Below are 16,863 nucleotides of genomic sequence, written 5' to 3' on the forward strand. Positions count from 1 at the left end.
GGCCAACGCTCCGCGGAATTCAACCACTTCCGCAGCCCGCATTCGGCTATAGTCGCCGTTACGGCGAGCTTGAAAACAAAGAGGAAACGAGAATGCGCCTGAAGCTTCTTTCGCCTGGCGAAATGAACGAGAGCCAGCGCCAGACCTATGACGAATCGATCGCCGGCAAGCGCGGCAAGCCGCCGCCGCCGATGATGGCCTGGTTGAACAGCCCCGACATGGCCCGTCACGCCACACGGCTCGGCGAGGTCCTTCGATTCGATACGGTATTCCCGGCCAAGCTCTCGGAGATCGCGATCCTGGTGACGGCGCGGCACTGGACCGCGCATTACGAATGGTATGCGCACAAGCGCCTCGCACTTGCCGGCGGGATGGCCCCTGAGATCATCGAGGCGATCCGCGACCGCCGCACGCCCGACTTCGACGACCCCAAGGCCAGGATGATCTACGACCTCGCGAAGTCGCTGCACGAAGGCCACGGCGTCGAGAAGGGCCTGTATGATGAGGCGGTGAAGCTGCTCGGCGAGCGCGGCGTGGTCGAGGTGATCGGACTCTGCGGCTATTACACGCTGGTGTCGATGACGCTGAATACGTTCGAGTTCGAGCTGCCGGAAGGTGAGGTGTCGGAGCTGGCTTAACCGCCCATTCGGAAACGATGAGTTTCAGGACGGGCGAGTAGCACTCGCCTCGGGCCTTGCCTATTTGGAGTTCAGCAAGGGAGCATTCACATGTCGCAAAGCCCAGCCGTTCCTGCCGGCACCCGAATCGGCCACGTTCATCTCAAGGTCGCCGATCTCGATCGTGCGCTCGGCTTCTATTGCGGCGTGCTCGGTTTCGAGCTGATGCAGCGCATGGGCTCGGGCGCGGCCTTCATCGCGGCCGGCGGCTATCATCACCACATCGGCCTCAACACCTGGGAGAGCAAGGGCGGCTCGCCGCCGCCCCCGGGCACGACGGGGCTCTTCCACACCGCGATCCTCTATCCGACGCGCCCCGCGCTGGCGAATGCGCTGCACCGTGTGCTCTCGGCCGGCATTGCGCTCGATGGCGCGAGCGACCACGGCGTCAGCGAAGCGCTGTACTTGCGCGATCCCGACCAGAACGGCGTCGAACTGTACTGGGACAAGCCGAGGGAACAATGGCCGTTCGGACCGGATGGAAAGCTCGCAATGTTCACCAAGCGGCTGGATGTGGAGGCATTGTTGCGGCAGCGTGAATTGTGAACTCTGCTCTCTCCTCCCGTCATTGCGAGGAGCGTAGCGACGAAGCAATCCAGACTGTCTCTGAGGAACAATTCTGGATTGCTTCGCTACGCTCGCAATGACGGAGTGTGATGAGGGGACATCGAAACATCAAGCGCGATGCCGAAGGGTGGGCACGGCGCAACGCGTCTCTGCCCATGCTACGATAGCCTTGCTCCTGGCTTGCCTCGCACCATGATCAGTGCAGCTGCCATCACCTCCAGCACGATGCAGAGATAGAACGGCAGCGAATAGCCGCCGGACCAATCGCGCAAGGCCCCGACCACGCCGGGGCCGAATGCGTAGGTGACCTGGTTGATCGCGGTGTTGAGGCTGATCAGCACACCGAAGGCGGCCGACTCGAACTCCTGCTGCACGATCAGCGAAGGCAGCGTTATGAGGTTGCCAACCGAGAAGCCGAACACCGCGCAGGCCGCGATCAGCACGTAGTCGTCGTGCAGATTGATGACGACGAGAAGCGCCGCAGCCTGGCTGAGGAACGACAGCGCGGAGGCGAGCCGCTGGTCGAGGCGGTCGATCACCAGTGAGAACAGTACACGGCCGACCACGGCCATCGCCGTCAGCACGGCGACGGCAAGAGCTGCCCGCTCCCGGCCGATCACGGGATCGAGGAACGAGATCAGGTGCACGATGAAGCCGACCTGCGCGAACAGCACGAGGGCGAAGGCTGTCGTCACCGTGAGGAAGCCGACGTCACGCAATGCCCATGCGCGGATCTGCGTCGAGGATTGCGGTCTTGCCTTCGCGGTCGCGTGCCGGCCGTGGCGGTCGGGCGGTCGGCCGACGAGAAGGAGAATGACGGGCAGCAGCAGCACCAGCATGGCTCCGGCAGCGGCGTACATCGCGCTGGCAAAGCCGACATGGCCGATCAGCATCACCAGCAGCGGAACGCCGGCGATGCCGCCGAAGCTCGCACCGTTCAGCGCAAGGCTGATCGCCATGCCGCGCCTGTGGTCGAACCACAGGCTGATCGTGTTCGTGATCATGCCGAGGCTGGTGCCGGCCCAGCCGAAGGCGAGCACGGCATTGGCAAGATAGAGCTGCCAGGGTTCGCGCACCGCGCCGATCGCAACGGCCGCGGCCGCCATCGCCAGCGTGCCAGCGATCAGGCAGAGCCGCGGCCCGTACTTTCGCACGGCTTCGCCGACGAAGACGACGAGCAGCGCGCCGAAGAGATAGAAGAACGTGGTGCCGGAGGAGATCAACGACGTCGGCCAGCCGCGCGCGCGCTGGAGCTCGGCGACGTAGACGCTCTGGCCGTAGAAGCCGAGACCCCAGCCGAAGGTGGCGAGCAGGAAACAGACCGCGACGATGCGCCAGCCTTCGTAACGGAGGGAGGATTCGTCAATTCGGGGCTGTTGAGGATTATCGAGCATGGCCGCCTACTCCGTCATGCCGGGCATAGCCGTTCGAAGGACGGCGTCGCTTCACGCTCGCCTATGCCCGGGACATCCACGCTCTTCCTTCGACGTAGCAGGACGTGGATGGCCGGGACAAGCCCGGCCATGACGACATCTAACCGACCCTCACCCGAAAATCACTTCGAGCGGGATCGAAGTATCAACGCTGCTGACAGGCTCCCGCCAGCCTAGACCGCGTCCGGAAACTCGCCCATGGCCGCGTCCAGCCGCGCCTTGCGGCGACGAGCCCAAGAGACGAGCGAGAGAATGACAAGGCCCAGCACGACCGGTGGGAACACCACGAGGTTGACCGCAGACCAGCCGTAACTGGCCAGCAACTGGCCCGAGGAGAACGAGCCGATCGCCATCATGCCGAACACCAGGAAATCGTTGAACGCCTGCACCTTGTTGCGCTCCTGCGGCTGGTGCGTCTCCAGCACCAGCGCGGAAGCGCCGATGAAGGAGAAATTCCAGCCCACGCCGAGGACAACCAGCGTGGCCCAGAAATGCATGGCGGTGAGGCCGGAGAGGCCGATACCGGCGGCGGCGGCTTCCAGCAGGAGGCCGGCGGCCACGATCTTCGGCGCACCGAAGCGGGCGATCAGCGAGCCGGTGAAGAAGCTCGGCCCATACATCGCGACGATGTGCCATTGCAGGCCGAAATTGGAATCGGACACGCTGAGGCCGCACATCTGCATCGCGAGCGGCGCCGAGGTCATCACCAGATTCATCATGGGATAGGAGATCGCACCGCAGAGCGCCGCCGCGATGAAGCGCGGCTGAGTCACGATGGTGAGCAGCGGCCGTCCGCCGTGCAGATCGGCCGGCGCGGGCTTGGGCATGTCGACGCCGGCGACGATGCCCATCGCGACCAGCGCGACGGCCGCCTGCACCAGGAAGCTGAAGGCGAACAGATAGGGCTGCCAGACGTCCATGGTCCATTGCACGAGCTGCGGGCCGAGCACGCCAGCGAACACGCCGCCGGCCATCACCCACGACACCGCCTTGGGACGGTAAGCCGCGCTGGCGCCATCCGCGGCGGCGAAGCGATAGGATTGCGCCACGGCGCCGTAGAGGCCGCCGAGGAAGGTTGCGAAGCAGAACAGCGCGAACGAACCGCGCAGGATCGCGAACGAGCCGAGCAGGCCGGTGAGCGTGCCGAGGCCCGTGCCGATGATGAAAGCCGCGCGACGACCGAAGCGCCGCGAGATCGTGCCGGTCGGCAGCGTGCCCGCAGCAAGCCCGACCACATACATCGAGATCGGCACCGTCGCGAACGACATGTCCGGCGCAAGCGTCGCGCCGACGATCGCGCCGGTTGCGAAGATCACCGCCGAGTTGGCGCCGGTCAATGCCTGCGCGGCGGCAAGGCGCACCACATTGGCACGCACGCGGGCGTCGTCGGCGATTTCGGCAGTAGACGTCACATCGATCATCGGCATTCCCGCCCGAAGGGCTCGTCAGGGGCTCTCGTTGATTCCCGGGACTATGGTGGGGCGCAAGAGGGTAAGCAACCGGCGCAAATGGGCGCAGGCCATGCCTCCGACGCAATCGAACGGATGATACCGGGCGGCACCCTTGACGGCTTGAGTTCGATCAAATCCTATCCGCCGCGACTTCCGGGAGTTTCATTTCATGTCGGTCGACGACAGGCCCACGCTCACCGCCCCCGACGACGATCCCTGGCTGTGGCTGGAGGAGATCGAAGGCACCCAGGCGCTCGATTTCGTCGAGCGGCAGAACAGCCTGACGCTCGCCGCGTTCGGCGGCAAAACCTTCGAGCACGACCGCGACATCCTCGCCGCGATCTACGACCGGCCGGACAACATCCCCTATGTGAGCCGGCGCGGCAACGATCTGCACAACCTCTGGAAGGACGCGAGCCATCCGCGCGGCCTGTGGCGGCGGACGACAATGGCGGAATTTCGCAAGGCCAGCCCGGACTGGGAGACCATGCTGGACATCGACCAGCTCGCAGCAAGCGAAGGCGAGGACTGGCTGTTGAGCCAGATCGCCACCATGCCGGGAAGCTCGCGCGCCATGCTGAGCCTGTCGCGCGGCGGCAGCGATGCCGTCACGCTTCGCGAGTTCGACCTCGCCACGAAGAGCTTCGTTGCGGACGGCTTCACGCTGCCGGAAGCCAAGGGCGGCGTCGACTGGCTCGATGCCGACACGCTGCTGCTGTCGAGCGCGCATGGCGAGGGCATGACGACGAGCTCGGGATATGCTCGGACCGTTCGGCTGTGGCGACGCGGCCAGCCTGTCGATGAGGCGCAGGTGATCATCGAGACAACGCCCGATCACATGATGATTTATGGCAGCGTCGACGACACCGGCACTGCGCCGCGAACCTGGATCATAGACCAGATCGACTTCTTCAATCATGCGATCTGGCTGCGCGATGCCGCTGGCGTGACGACCAGGCTCGATCTGCCGACCGGAATCTGGATGCAGGCGCATGGCGACTGGTTCGCGATGAAGCTGCGCAAGGACTGGACGGTCGAGGGGCGGACCTACGCCACCGATACCGTGCTCGGCATTTCGCTTTCGGCGTTCCTCGCCGGCAGCCGCGATTTCGCAATCCTGTTCGAACCCGCACCACGGCGGGCGCTGCAAGGCCTGTTTTGGGTCGCCGGCAAGCTGGTCCTCTCGATTCTCGACGAGCTGAAGCCGCGCTTCGAGATCCGCACGCCGTCCATAACCGGCTGGAGCCGCGAGATGCTTCCCGGCCTGCCGGGAATCGGGGTCGTCGACGTCTGGCCGCTCGATCGCCATCCGTCCGAGAGCAACGGCGATCTGCTCGCCAATGTGCAGGACCCGCTGACACCGCCATCGCTGCTGCTGATCGAGCGTGGCGTCGCCAGCCCAACCGTGCTGAAGCAGGCACCGAAGACGTTCACCCCAGACGGGCTCGTGGTGACCCAGCACGAGGCGATCTCGATCGACGGCGAGCGCATTCCCTATGTCCAGACCGGCCCCGCCGCAGAGACCGGCGACGCGCCGGTCTATATGAGCGCCTATGGCGGTTTCGGACTTTCCGTGAAGCCGTATTACAACGCCTCGCTCGGCAAGCTGTGGCTGGAGCGCGGCGGCACGACGGTGCAGGCCAATTTGCGCGGCGGCGGCGAGTTCGGCACGCGCTGGCACGATGCCGGCCGGCTCGCAGGCAAGAAGCTGTCGCATGACGATTTCGCCGCGGTCGCTGCCGATCTCGTCCGCCGCGGCGTGACGCAGCCGAAGCGCATCGCGGCGCAGGGCGGATCGAACGGCGGCATCCTCATCACCAACATGCTGGTGCGCTACCCCGAGCGCTTCGGTGCGCTGTTCTGCACCATCCCGCTGATCGACATGCGCCGCTACACCAAGCTGCTCGCGGGCGCGAGCTGGATCGCCGAATATGGCGATCCCGACAAGCCCGACGAATGGGAGTGGCTGCAGACCTACTCGGCCTATCACAATGTGAAGGCCGGCCAGCCCTATCCGCCGATCCTGATCGCCACCACGCGACGCGACGACCGCGTTCATCCCGGCCATGCCCGCAAGATGGCGGCGAAGCTCCAGGCGATGGGCTATGAGGCCTGGCTCTACGAACCGGCGGCCGGCGGCCACGGCTACGGCAAGGACAACAAGGAGCGCGCCGGCTTCGAGGTGCTGGGCTATCGGTTTTTGAAGGAGAGGATCGGGTGGCGGGATGGCGACTAGCGCTAGGGGCGCGGACGTCTCCACATCGTCATGGCCGGGCTTGACCCGGCCATCCACGACTTGACGTGTCGAACGGCGAACGTGGAAGCCCGGGCACGACGACCTTCTAGCGCGCGAACACCAGCGTGAGGTTGTTCGCGGGCATATCGATCGTATCGACGAGACGAAGGTCCGCGCCCCGCGCGAGACTCTCGACGTCACCGATGTCGCGCACGCCCCATTCGGGATTGCCTTCGCGCAATGAGGTGTCGAACACCGCATTGCTGAGCGCAGTGTGCTTGCCGTCGCGCTTGAAGGGGCCGTAGAGGAACAGCTTGCCGTCGGCGCGCAAGTATCGACCCGCGCCGGCGAACAGGCCTTCGGCGACGACCCAGGGCGCGATGTGGATGACATTGGCGCAGAACACGGCTGCAAGGCTCGTCGGGCCCTGCCCGCTCTTCATCTCCGGACACCAATGGGGATCGATGAGGTCGATCCGCAGGGGCGGGCGGATGTTCGGCAGAGCCGCATATACCCGCCAGGCTTCGATGCTCTTGAGGTGGCGCTGGTTGAGGTCGCTCGGCCACCAGATCAGGCCGGGCGTGTGGCGCGCGAAATGAACCACGTGCTGACCTGTTCCGCTGCCGAGTTCCACCACGTTTCCGGTCGCGCCGGCGAGATGCTTTTCCAGCGCAGCCCAGATCGGCTCGTGATTGCGATGGAAGGCCGGCGCATCGAGCCGCCCATCCGGCTCGACCCTTCCGCCGTCCCTGCCAAATTCGACGACATATTCAGCCAAGTGACGTCCCCAAAAAATGCGAAACAGAAAAGATGGCCATGCGGGCCGAACGTCCGAGAATAATCTGCCAATCCCGACCCGGCTGATGAACGAACTATCTCATCAGTTGCAATGCCGAGGATATTAACCCCATTTTGCCGTATGCATAGTCTTGATTGTCAGGCTCTGCCCTTTGTGCTTTTGAACCATTCCGCAAATGAGATCATCGACATACCGCTTCAGGACGATGCCTTGACCGTCTTTCCTCGCAAGCCCGCCTTGCTTGTTGCGCTGGCCCTGTTCGCCGGCGCTGCGGTGGCGACGGCGGAGGCGCAGTCCACCGTGATCGAGGGCCGGAAGCTCGCTTTCGACCGCAGCAAGGGCAATTGCCTGACCTGCCACGCCATGCAAGGCGGCGACCTGCCGGGAACGATCGGGCCGGAACTGAAGGATATCAAGGCTAGGTACCCCGATCGCAACGAGCTGGTCGCAATCATCTTCGACGAGACCAAGCGCAATCCGCTGACCATGATGCCGCCATTTGGCCGGAACCGGATTTTGACCGAACAGGAGATCAACGCGATCGTTGATTTCCTGCAGACCCTGTGACGGCCGGCTGCCCAGGAGACTTGAGATGACCACCACCACCACCACCGGTCCTCATCCGACGCGACGCCTGATCCTGCAGGGCGCAGCTTCCGTCGCGCTGCTCGGCCTCGGCAATCTGCCGTTCGGCGCCGCTCCCGCGCGCGCTGCGGCCAACGACAAATATCCGGAAGAGGCGTTCAAGCAGAAGAACGAGGCCGACGCGATCAAGGCGCTTTATGGCAAGACTGCCGAGCCGTCCGACAAGGTCAAGCTCGACGCGCCGGAGATCGCCGAGAATGGCGGCGTGGTGCCGATCTCGGTGACGACGTCACTCGAGAAGGTGACATCGATCTCGTTCTTCGTGGCCGAGAACCCGAATGCGCTCGCGGCAAGCTACAAGATCCCGGACGGCACGATCCCTGCCGTCGCCAACCGTCTGAAGATGGCCAAGACCACCAGATTGACCGCGGTCGTGGAAGCGGACGGCAAGCTCTACAGCGCGACCAAAGAGGTCAAGGTCACCGTCGGCGGCTGCGGCGGTTGAGCGAAGGGAGTTCGAGATGGCATCCAGCATTCGCGTCCGCGCAACGTCCAACGGCGACATCACCGAGGTGCAGGCGCTGATCCAGCACCCCATGGACACCGGCCTCGTCAAGAACCCCAACGGCGAACTGGTTCCGGCGCACTTCATCCAGGAGCTGAAGTTCGAATGTAACGGCAAGGACGTCTTCGTCGCCAATTGGGGCACTGCGGTCTCGAAGGACCCATACGTCAAGTTCAGCTTCAAGGGCGCCAAGAAGGGCGACGAGCTCAAGATCTCCTGGATCGACAACAAGGGTGCGTCGGACACGACGACCGCGAAGATCGCGTGACGATGAAGGTCCGCCTCTCACTTCTGCTCGGCTCCGTGTGCGCCGCACTTGTCGCGCTCGCGGCCGCGCCTCCGCGCGTGGCCGCGGCCGACAAGGTCGATCCCGTTGCCGATGCCAAGGCGTTCCAGAACTTCTTCTTCCAGAAGTTTCCGAACGTGAAGCGCGAGGATTTCGTCAACGGTCCTTATTCCATGAACGAGGACATGAAGCGGCAGTGGCGCGAGAAGGAGGAATTCCCGCCTTACGAGTTCGCGCTCGAAGCCGGCAAGGAGATGTTCGCGACGCCGTTCAAGAACGGCAAGACCTATGCCGACTGCTTCCCCAACGGCGGCATCGGCATCCGGCAGAACTATCCCTATTTCGACGAGAAGGAAGGCAAGGTCGTCACGCTGGAGCTCGCGCTCAACCGCTGCCGCGAGGCCAACGGCGAAGCGCCCTATTCCTATGTCAAGGACGAGATGGCCTCGCTGACCGCCTACATGGCCTATACCTCGCGCGGCAAGCCGATGGACATCAGGATCCCCGACGATCCCCGTGCGCTTGCGGCGTTCGAGAACGGCAAGCGGTATTTCTACACGCGACGCGGCCAGATGAACTTCTCCTGCGCAAGCTGTCATGTGCAGAGCCCGGGCGAGCGCATCCGCGCCGAAACCCTGGCGCCGGCGCTCGGCATCCTCAACGCGATGCCGATCTACCGCTCCGAATGGAGCGGCATGGGCACCACCAGCCGCCGCTTCGTGACCTGCAACAGCCAGACCCGCGCGGTTCCGCTGGAGCCGCAATCGGACGAATATCGCGACGTCGAGTACTTCCTGTCCTACGTCGCCAATGGCCTGCCGATCTCGGGACCGGGAGCACGGCCATGAAGCGGTCACTTGCTCTCGCCATGCTGCTTGCCTTGAGCCTTGCGCCATCCGCGCGCGCGGCGAACGAGGCGGATTACAAGGCGGCCTATGCCGCCGCCGAAGCGGCCTCCAGGGAGGCGGCCGGCATGCGCAACCAGTGGACCGTCACCGTCTCGGCATTGGCCGCGGCCAAGAAGGCGGCCGACGGCGGCGATTTCGATCGTGCTGTTGCCGCCGCCAGGGAGGCCGAGGCGCTGGCGAAGGCCTCGATTTTCCAGGCCACATCGGAAAAAGAAGCCTGGAAGGCGATGGAAATCCGCTAGACTGTTTGGGACAGTAGCCGTTTAGCGATCCCGAGAGGCGCGGAGAATTCTTGGATGGCGATCCGCCGCCGCGATGTTTTGAAAAGTGCAGGCCTCGCCGCCGCAACGCTCGCCCTGCCGCGGCTGGCCCGCGGCACTGAGACCGCCGGCATCTACGACCTCGAGCGGTTCGGCAACGCAAGAATCCTGCACATCACCGACACGCATGCGCAGCTCAACCCGGTCTATTTTCGCGAGCCCAGCGTCAATATCGGCATCGGCGAGATGGCGGGGCGGCCGCCGCATCTGGTCGGCCGCGCCTTCCTGGAGCGGTTCGGCATCCGGCCAGATAGCGCCGATGCCTATGCCTTCACCTGCGTCGAGTTCGAGAAGTCCGCCGGCCGCTTCGGCAAGCTCGGCGGCTTCGCCTATCTGAAGACGCTGGTCGATCGCTTGCGCGGCGAAGTCGGCGAGCGGCGTTCGCTCCTCCTCGATGGCGGCGATCTCTGGCAGGGCACCGGGCTTGCCAACGTCATGCAGGGCCGCGACATGGTCGAGGTTGCCAATTTGCTCGGCATCGATGCGATGACCGGGCATTGGGAATTCACCTATGGCGAGCAGGCGCTGCGCGACAATCTCGAGCGATTCAAGGGCGAGTTCCTGGCGCAGAACGTGTTCCTGACCGAGGAAGCCGCGTTCAACGACGCGCCCGCCTTCGACAAGGCCAGCGGGCGGGTGTTCAAGCCGTCGATGATCAAGGAGATGGGCGGGCATCGTATTGCGATCGTCGGGCAGGCCTTCCCCTACGTCCCGATCGCGCATCCCAAGAGATTTACGCCGGACTGGAGCTTCGGCATCCGCGAGGAGGAGCTGCAGAAGCATGTCGATGCGTTGCGCGGCGCCGACAAGGTCGACGCCGTCGTCCTGCTGTCGCACAACGGCATGGATGTCGACCTCAAGCTCGCAGGCCGGGTCACCGGGATCGACGTCATCCTCGGTGGCCACACCCATGATGCCGTGCCGCAGCCGATGGCCGTGAGGAATGCGGGCGGCACGACGCTCGTCACCAATGCCGGCTCCAACGGGAAATTCCTGGCCGTGCTGGATCTCGCGCTCGACAGGGGCAAGGTCAGCGATGTCAGGTATCATCTGCTGCCGGTCTATTCGGAGCTGCTGAAGCCCGATCCGGCGATGGCCGAGCTGATCGGTCGGGTCCGTGCGCAGCACGTGGCCGATTGGTCGGAAAAGATCGCAACGCCCGACCGGCTGCTCTATCGCCGCGGCAATTTCTCGGGATCCATGGACGAATTGATCTGCACTGCGCTCCGCACCGAGCTCGATGCCGAGATCGCGCTGTCTCCCGGCTTTCGCTGGGGCGTCACCGTGCTGTCGGGACAGGCGATGACCATGGAGGATCTGCTGGCGGAGACCGCGATCAGCTATCCCGAGACCTATGTTCAGGAGATGACGGGCGCCGAGATCAAGGATGTGCTCGAAGACGTCTGCGACAATCTCTTCAACGCCGACCCGTATTACCAGCAGGGCGGCGACATGGTGCGCGCCGGCGGTCTCAGCTACACCTGCACGCCGGAGGCTGCGATCGGGGCTCGCATCTCCGAGCTGAAGCTCGGCAACGGCAAGCCGCTCAGCGCCAGCCACCGCTACAAGGTGGCGGGTTGGGCTTCGGTCAACACCCGGCAGGGCGCGCCTGTGTGGGACGTCGTCGGCAAATATCTGCGCTCAGGCCGGATGTTGCAGGAGCGACTCGGCTCCGGCGTGACGTTGAAGGGGGTCGAGGGCAATCCAGGGATTGCGGGACGCGGATGATGCGGCTGCAGCTCAAATTCGCGATGATGCTGGCGCTGCTCGTCTGGGCAGCGGTGCCGCCTGCTCTTGCACAACAGGTGCCGCTGCAGGACAAGCCGTTCGCCGAGCACAGGATCGTGCTGCAGCTCTCCGATGGCGATGCGAAGAAGCAGTCCCTGGTGCTGAGCGTCGCCAACAACCTGCTGAAAGCCTACGGTCCCGACAAGATCGCGATCGAAGTGGTGGCGTTCGGTCCTGGCATCGACCTGCTTCTCGCCGGCGGCGAGCGCCGCAAGCAGGTCGAGAGCCTGATCGCACAGGGCGTGCGCTTCGACATCTGCCTCAATACGGTCGATACGATCGAACGGGAAACGGGCAAGCGGCCTGACTTCATCCAAGCGGCGACGCCAGTGCAGGTGGGCGTCGGGCAAATCCTGTTCCTGGCGGAGAACGGGTACACATTGGTGCGGCCGTAGGCACCTCGCCGTCATTCCGGGCGGCTCGCAGAGCCGAATCCGAATCTCGAGACTCCGCTACGAAGCTGCGCATCACCCGGAATGACGGGTCAGATCGCAATGAAAATCTTCCGATTGTTTTCTCATGGCAGTGAATTAATTCTCCTTTTGGCCTCCGCCGTAGTAAAATCCTCGAAACCAGTTCCACTGCCGGGTCCTGCCATGATCTTCCGCCAACTCTTCGACAGCGTTTCGGGCACCTACAGCTACCTGTTGGCCAGCCGCCACGGCGGCGAGGCGCTCATCCTCGATCCCGTTCTGGAGAAGGTCGACCGCTACTGCCAATTGCTGCGCGAGCTCGACCTCAAGCTGGTGAAGGCGGTGGACACCCATCTGCATGCCGACCACGTCACCGGGCTTGGCGAGTTGCGCGACCGAACCCATTGCATGACCGTGATGGGCGATCAGACCAAGGCCGACGTGGTGGCGATGCGGGTTGCCGACGGCGACAAGGTGACGATCGAGGGCCTGTCGCTCGACGTGATGTACACGCCGGGCCATACCGACGATTCCTACTCCTACCTGATGGGCGACCGCGTCTTCACCGGCGACACGCTGCTGATCCGCGGCACCGGCCGCACCGATTTCCAGAACGGCTCGGCGCGCGCGCAATATGACTCGATCTTCAACCGCCTCTTGAAGCTGCCGGACGAGACGATGGTGTTTCCGGCACACGACTACAAGGGCGACACCGTCTCCACCATCGGCGAGGAGAAGCGCTACAATCCGCGGCTGCAGGTGCGCTCGGTCGACGAATATATCGAGCTGATGGCGAACCTGAAGCTGCCCAATCCCAAGATGATGGACGTGGCGGTGCCCGCCAACATGCATGTCGGTCTGCATCAGGAAGAACTCGAGAAGGAAGGGCGCGCGCTCAGCGCAACCGAGGCGATCCGCATCCTCGGCCGGCCCGACATCCTGCTGGTGGACTTGCGCGAAACCAACGAGCGGCTGAAGCACGGCATGCTCGAAGGCGCACTGCACACGCCCTATCCCTCAGTCGAGGAGAGCCTCAAGCCCGGCGGCATGCTGCGCGAGGTCGCCGCCGCTACCGGCCGCCGCGTCGTCTTCTTCTGCGCCTTCGGCGAACGCTCGGCAATGGCGGTGGCGGCTGCAAAGGAGGCAGGGCTTCTCAACACCGCCCATATCGCCGGCGGCATCGACGCCTGGAAGAAGGCCGGCGGACCGGTGTTGCACTGACTTGCGATAGGTCAGGACCTGCACATATGTTCCGGATAGGAGCGGATGCAGCATCACCATCCGGAAAAACCATGGCCATTGGCAAGCTGAGCGAGCCGCCCAAATTCGTCGACGACAAGACCGCCGAGAAGCAGCAGGCGGACAACAATCCGAAGGTGCCACCGCCGGCCCTCGATGACGACGATTACGAGGATGGCGACATCGCAACGCCGAAACGCGATCGATACGGCCCCGATGACGAGCCGTTGTGAGGGTCTACGCCGGCACCCCGCGCTTTGCTGTCGTCCCCTGCCCTCGCTACCTGCCCTCGCTACCTGCCATGCGCCTGCGTTCATGGACAAATAACCGCTCTCCCCGATAGTTTGCGCCTCCATCGGGAGTGAAACGGAACTGCAATGGTCGACGTTCTCGCCGCACCGCAGCAAGGCAAGGCGGACAGCGCACTGCGTACGCTGACGGGAATCTCGATCGCGCATTGGGTCAGCCATTTCCATCTGCTGGTGCTCCCGATGCTGTTCCCGTTCCTCAAGGGCCAGCTCGGGGTCGGCTATATCGAGCTCGGCTTAGCGCTCACCGTGTTCGCGGTGGTATCGGGGTTGACCCAGGCGCCGACCGGCTATCTCGTCGACCATTTTGGCGCGCGGCGCATTCTCTTGGCCGGGCTTGCGCTCGGCGGCGCCGCGCTGATCCTGCTCGGCCTGCATCTCAGCTACGCCTCGCTGATCGCGTGCGCAGTGCTGCTCGGCCTCGCCAACAGCGTCTATCATCCCGCCGACTATGCGATCCTGGCCGAGCACATGGACGAGGCGCGAATGGGCCGCGCCTTCTCGATCCATACCTTTGCCGGCTTTCTCGGCGGCGCCGTCGCACCGGCGATCGTGGCCGCGCTCGTCACGCTGTCCGGCGGCACCGGCGCACTGATCGCCTCCGGCGCGATCGGCATTGCGGTGGCGCTGCTGCTGATCGTCGTGAACATTCCCGATGCCGGTGCGCACAAGAAGAAGCCCGGCAGCGAGAGCGCGCCAAAGCAGGCCGTCATCACGCCGGTGCTTATCACGCTGACTGCGCTGTTCATGCTGCTGAGCCTGTCGGTCGCCGGCATCAACAATTTCGGCGTGGTGGCGCTGATGAGCGGCTACGGCGCCTCCTACTCCGCCGCCAACATCGCGCTGACGGCTTTCCTTGGCGCCAGCGCCATTGGGGTGCTCGCAGGCGGCTTCCTCGCCGACCGGACCGAGCGTCACGGCCAGGTCGCCGCGGCCTGCTTTGCCGCCAATGCCGCGATCGTGCTGCTGATCGCGCTGGTCACGCTGCCGGGCTGGGCTCTGACCGCCGCAATGACGGCGGCGGGCTTCCTCTCCGGCGTCATCGCCCCTTCGCGCGACATGCTGGTGCGCAACGCAGCGCCCGCCGGCGCTGCAGGACGGGCCTTCGGCATCGTCTCCACCGGCTTCAATCTCGGCGGCATCGTCAGTCCGCTGCTGTTCGGCTGGATCATGGACCAGAATGCACCGCACTGGGTGTTCGGCGCGTCCGTGATCTTCATGCTGGCGACGGTGCTGCTGTCGCCGTTCACGGAACGGAAGCGGCAAGGGTAACCAGGAGCTGAGCTGTCGTCGCCGCGCAGGGACCCATAACGACAGGGAGTAGTGGCGCGCGAAGCCGATCTCTCCGAGTCTTCACCAAACTTCGCCCCTCGTTTGCGGGGCTCGGATCGGTGTGCGCTTTGACGCGCTTGTCCGGGACGACAAAATAAACAACACAACAAGACGGGAAGAAACACATGAGCACCACCCCTGATCTCGTGATCCGCGGCGGCAATGTCGCGGACGGAAGTGGCGGAGAGCTGTTCGAGGCCGACGTTGCGATCACCGGCGGGAAGATAAGCGAGGTCGGCAAGGTCTCCGCGAGGGGCCGCGAAGAGATCGACGCGCGCGGCAAGCTCGTCACGCCGGGCTTCGTCGACGTGCACACGCATTATGACGGCCAGGTCACCTGGAGCCAGGACATCACGCCGTCGTCGCAGAACGGCGTCACCACTGCAATCATGGGCAATTGCGGCGTCGGCTTTGCCCCGTGCAAGCCCGATGATCACACCCGCCTGATCCAGCTCATGGAGGGCGTCGAGGATATTCCGGAGCCGGTGCTGAGCGCCGGCATTCCCTGGGCCTGGGAAAGCTTTCCCGATTACATGGACTGGCTCGCCAAGCGCGATTTCGACATCGATGTCGGCGCACAGCTGCCGCATGCGGCGCTGCGCGTCTATGTCATGGGCGAGCGCGGCGCCCGCCGCGATCCATCGACCGCCGAGGACAATGCGACGATGGCAAAGCTCGCGGGCGAGGCGGTGCGCTCCGGCGCGCTCGGCTTCTCGACCTCGCGCACGCTCAACCATCGGACCTCGACCGGCGACTTCACGCCGACCCTGAAGGCGGGCGAAGACGAGCTCACGGCCATCGCCGGCGCGATGCATCGCGAGGGCCGCAGCGTGCTGCAGTTCGTGCTGGACCTCTCGACCATCCACGAGGACCTGCCGATGATGCTGAGGGTGGCCGATAGCACGAACTGCCCGATCTCCTTCTCGATCACGCAGAACGACAAGGCGCCGCAGCGTTGGCGCCAGACCCTGGACGAGATCAATGCGGCGGCGCGGCGCGGCCTCTCCGTCACGGCACAGATCGCGGCGCGTCCCGTCGGCCTCCTGCTCGGGCTCGAGCTGTCGCGCAATCCGTTCCAGACCCATCCGAGCTACAGGGCGATCGCGCATCTGCCGCTGCAGGAACGATTGGCGCTGCTGCGTCAGAGCGACGTACGCAAGGCGATCCTGAGCGAGACGGCAACGGCGACCGACGATCCGCTGTTCTTCCGTCCCAACTACGACAAGATGTTCCTGCTCGGTGATCCCCCCGATTACGAGCAGCCGCCGGAGAACGCGCTGGGGCCGCAAGCGCGCAGGCAAGGCCGTCAGCCGGAGGAGCTCGCCTATGACGCCATGCTGTCGGACGAGGGCCGCGGCATGCTCTACGTGCCTTTCCTGAACTATTCCGACGGCAATCTCGATGCGACGCGCGAGATGCTGCTCGATCCTCGGTCCGTGCCGGGCCTCTCGGATGGCGGCGCACATTGCGGCATCATCTGCGATGCCAGCTTCCCGACTTATCTGCTGACCCACTGGACGCGCGACCGCAAGCGCGGCGAGAAGCTCACGATCCCGTTCGTGGTGGCGGCGCAGTCACGCAAGACCGCGCTCTCGGTAGGCCTGACGGACCGCGGGCTTATCGCTCCGGGCTACAAGGCCGACGTCAACGTGATCGATTACGACCGCCTGCATCTGCATCCGCCCAAGGTGCATTACGACCTGCCTGTCGGCGGACGGCGGCTGTTGCAGGATGTCGACGGCTATGAGGCGACCATCGTCTCGGGCGTGGTGACGCGGCGGCACGGCGAGGCCACGGGACGGCGGCCGGGCAAGCTGATTCGTGGCGCGCAGGGAGTGAATTAGCGAGGCTGCCTGCTGGCCCTTCCCTGGAAGGCATGGCACTCGCATATGAGCTTTCGGAAGAGGCTGAGCGAGCGCCGCGTCCGCTGACACTGCTGAGCACGTGGTCCTCATC

The 16,863-nt window shown here is 64.6% G+C and carries 17 protein-coding genes; 14 read left to right on the forward strand and 3 right to left on the reverse strand.

The annotated features are described in order from the left end of the window. The first annotated feature begins 92 nt into the window (after positions 1-92). Positions 93-638 carry a carboxymuconolactone decarboxylase family protein gene (locus K408_RS0104400; protein ID WP_024337029.1) on the forward strand — a complete coding sequence of 182 codons (546 nt, stop codon included), beginning with the start codon at positions 93-95 and terminating at the stop codon, positions 636-638. A gap of 90 nt (positions 639-728) precedes the next feature. Further along, positions 729-1,223 carry a VOC family protein gene (locus K408_RS0104405; protein WP_024337028.1) on the forward strand — a complete coding sequence of 165 codons (495 nt, stop codon included), beginning with the start codon at positions 729-731 and terminating at the stop codon, positions 1,221-1,223. Positions 1,224-1,402: 179 nt separating this feature from the next. Here K408_RS0104405 and K408_RS0104410 read toward each other — a convergent pair whose 3' ends face one another. Next, positions 1,403-2,638, reverse strand: coding sequence for an MFS transporter (locus tag K408_RS0104410; protein WP_024337027.1), 1,236 nt, complete (start codon positions 2,636-2,638; stop codon positions 1,403-1,405). Between the two features lie 212 nt (positions 2,639-2,850). Continuing rightward, positions 2,851-4,098 (reverse strand): MFS transporter, encoded by a 1,248-nt coding sequence (locus K408_RS0104415; protein ID WP_024337026.1) that lies wholly within the window; start codon positions 4,096-4,098, stop codon positions 2,851-2,853. Between the two features lie 199 nt (positions 4,099-4,297). On the opposite strand from K408_RS0104415, the gene K408_RS0104420 reads away from it, so the two are divergent. Continuing rightward, positions 4,298-6,364 carry a prolyl oligopeptidase family serine peptidase gene (locus K408_RS0104420; protein ID WP_024337025.1) on the forward strand — a complete coding sequence of 689 codons (2,067 nt, stop codon included), beginning with the start codon at positions 4,298-4,300 and terminating at the stop codon, positions 6,362-6,364. 106 nt (positions 6,365-6,470) lie between these two features. Here K408_RS0104420 and K408_RS0104425 read toward each other — a convergent pair whose 3' ends face one another. After that, the gene (locus tag K408_RS0104425; protein WP_024337024.1) at positions 6,471-7,142 is read right to left on the reverse strand and encodes a DUF938 domain-containing protein; all 672 of its coding nucleotides are present in this window, start codon (positions 7,140-7,142) and stop codon (positions 6,471-6,473) included. A 231-nt stretch (positions 7,143-7,373) separates the two neighbouring features. Between K408_RS0104425 and soxX the strand changes: the two genes are divergently transcribed. From soxX to K408_RS0104480, 11 genes are all read left to right on the forward strand, one after another. Continuing rightward, positions 7,374-7,730, forward strand: coding sequence for a sulfur oxidation c-type cytochrome SoxX (gene soxX, locus K408_RS0104430; RefSeq protein ID WP_024337023.1), 357 nt, complete (start codon positions 7,374-7,376; stop codon positions 7,728-7,730). A gap of 25 nt (positions 7,731-7,755) precedes the next feature. Beyond that, entirely contained in the window at positions 7,756-8,253 is a 498-nt protein-coding gene (gene soxY / locus K408_RS0104435) for a thiosulfate oxidation carrier protein SoxY (protein WP_024337022.1), read from the forward strand. Between the two features lie 16 nt (positions 8,254-8,269). Next, on the forward strand, positions 8,270-8,581 hold the full coding sequence (soxZ, locus tag K408_RS0104440; RefSeq protein ID WP_024337021.1) for a thiosulfate oxidation carrier complex protein SoxZ: 312 nt from the start codon (positions 8,270-8,272) through the stop codon (positions 8,579-8,581). 2 nt (positions 8,582-8,583) lie between these two features. After that, entirely contained in the window at positions 8,584-9,447 is an 864-nt protein-coding gene (gene soxA / locus K408_RS0104445; protein ID WP_024337020.1) for a sulfur oxidation c-type cytochrome SoxA, read from the forward strand. Further along, complete coding sequence (locus K408_RS0104450) at positions 9,444-9,749, forward strand: hypothetical protein (RefSeq protein WP_024337019.1); 306 nt, start codon at positions 9,444-9,446, stop codon at positions 9,747-9,749. The genes soxA and K408_RS0104450 overlap by 4 nt, the downstream gene beginning before the upstream one ends. Before the next feature lie 54 nt (positions 9,750-9,803). Then, entirely contained in the window at positions 9,804-11,555 is a 1,752-nt protein-coding gene (soxB, locus tag K408_RS0104455; RefSeq protein ID WP_024337018.1) for a thiosulfohydrolase SoxB, read from the forward strand. After that, a complete protein-coding gene (locus K408_RS0104460) occupies positions 11,552-12,010 on the forward strand; it encodes a DsrE family protein (RefSeq protein WP_024337017.1) in 459 nt (152 codons plus the stop codon). The genes soxB and K408_RS0104460 overlap by 4 nt, the downstream gene beginning before the upstream one ends. Before the next feature lie 201 nt (positions 12,011-12,211). Continuing rightward, entirely contained in the window at positions 12,212-13,249 is a 1,038-nt protein-coding gene (locus K408_RS0104465) for an MBL fold metallo-hydrolase (protein WP_024337016.1), read from the forward strand. Between the two features lie 71 nt (positions 13,250-13,320). Beyond that, complete coding sequence (locus tag K408_RS0104470) at positions 13,321-13,500, forward strand: hypothetical protein (RefSeq protein ID WP_024337015.1); 180 nt, start codon at positions 13,321-13,323, stop codon at positions 13,498-13,500. Positions 13,501-13,644: 144 nt separating this feature from the next. Further along, entirely contained in the window at positions 13,645-14,847 is a 1,203-nt protein-coding gene (locus K408_RS0104475) for an MFS transporter (protein ID WP_024337014.1), read from the forward strand. 185 nt (positions 14,848-15,032) lie between these two features. Further along, the gene (locus K408_RS0104480; RefSeq protein WP_024337013.1) at positions 15,033-16,751 is read left to right on the forward strand and encodes an N-acyl-D-amino-acid deacylase family protein; all 1,719 of its coding nucleotides are present in this window, start codon (positions 15,033-15,035) and stop codon (positions 16,749-16,751) included. The last annotated feature ends 112 nt before the right edge of the window (positions 16,752-16,863 follow it).

Source organism: Bradyrhizobium sp. in8p8, assembly GCF_000426845.1.
In the GTDB taxonomy this organism is placed as follows: domain Bacteria; phylum Pseudomonadota; class Alphaproteobacteria; order Rhizobiales; family Xanthobacteraceae; genus Bradyrhizobium; species Bradyrhizobium japonicum_C.

Excerpts from the sequence above, each read along its gene's own strand:
- K408_RS0104470 (WP_024337015.1), top strand. The coding sequence starts at position 13,321 with ATGGCCATTGGCAAGCTGAGCGAGCCGCCCAAATTCGTCGACGACAAG.
- K408_RS0104410 (WP_024337027.1), bottom strand. The coding sequence starts at position 2,638 with ATGCTCGATAATCCTCAACAGCCCCGAATTGACGAATCCTCCCTCCGT.
- K408_RS0104475 (WP_024337014.1), top strand. The coding sequence starts at position 13,645 with ATGGTCGACGTTCTCGCCGCACCGCAGCAAGGCAAGGCGGACAGCGCA.
- K408_RS0104480 (WP_024337013.1), top strand. The coding sequence starts at position 15,033 with ATGAGCACCACCCCTGATCTCGTGATCCGCGGCGGCAATGTCGCGGAC.
- soxY (WP_024337022.1), top strand. The coding sequence starts at position 7,756 with ATGACCACCACCACCACCACCGGTCCTCATCCGACGCGACGCCTGATC.
- K408_RS0104400 (WP_024337029.1), top strand. The coding sequence starts at position 93 with ATGCGCCTGAAGCTTCTTTCGCCTGGCGAAATGAACGAGAGCCAGCGC.
- K408_RS0104460 (WP_024337017.1), top strand. The coding sequence starts at position 11,552 with ATGATGCGGCTGCAGCTCAAATTCGCGATGATGCTGGCGCTGCTCGTC.
- K408_RS0104405 (WP_024337028.1), top strand. The coding sequence starts at position 729 with ATGTCGCAAAGCCCAGCCGTTCCTGCCGGCACCCGAATCGGCCACGTT.
- K408_RS0104450 (WP_024337019.1), top strand. The coding sequence starts at position 9,444 with ATGAAGCGGTCACTTGCTCTCGCCATGCTGCTTGCCTTGAGCCTTGCG.
- soxB (WP_024337018.1), top strand. The coding sequence starts at position 9,804 with ATGGCGATCCGCCGCCGCGATGTTTTGAAAAGTGCAGGCCTCGCCGCC.
- soxA (WP_024337020.1), top strand. The coding sequence starts at position 8,584 with ATGAAGGTCCGCCTCTCACTTCTGCTCGGCTCCGTGTGCGCCGCACTT.
- K408_RS0104465 (WP_024337016.1), top strand. The coding sequence starts at position 12,212 with ATGATCTTCCGCCAACTCTTCGACAGCGTTTCGGGCACCTACAGCTAC.
- K408_RS0104415 (WP_024337026.1), bottom strand. The coding sequence starts at position 4,098 with ATGATCGATGTGACGTCTACTGCCGAAATCGCCGACGACGCCCGCGTG.
- soxZ (WP_024337021.1), top strand. The coding sequence starts at position 8,270 with ATGGCATCCAGCATTCGCGTCCGCGCAACGTCCAACGGCGACATCACC.
- K408_RS0104420 (WP_024337025.1), top strand. The coding sequence starts at position 4,298 with ATGTCGGTCGACGACAGGCCCACGCTCACCGCCCCCGACGACGATCCC.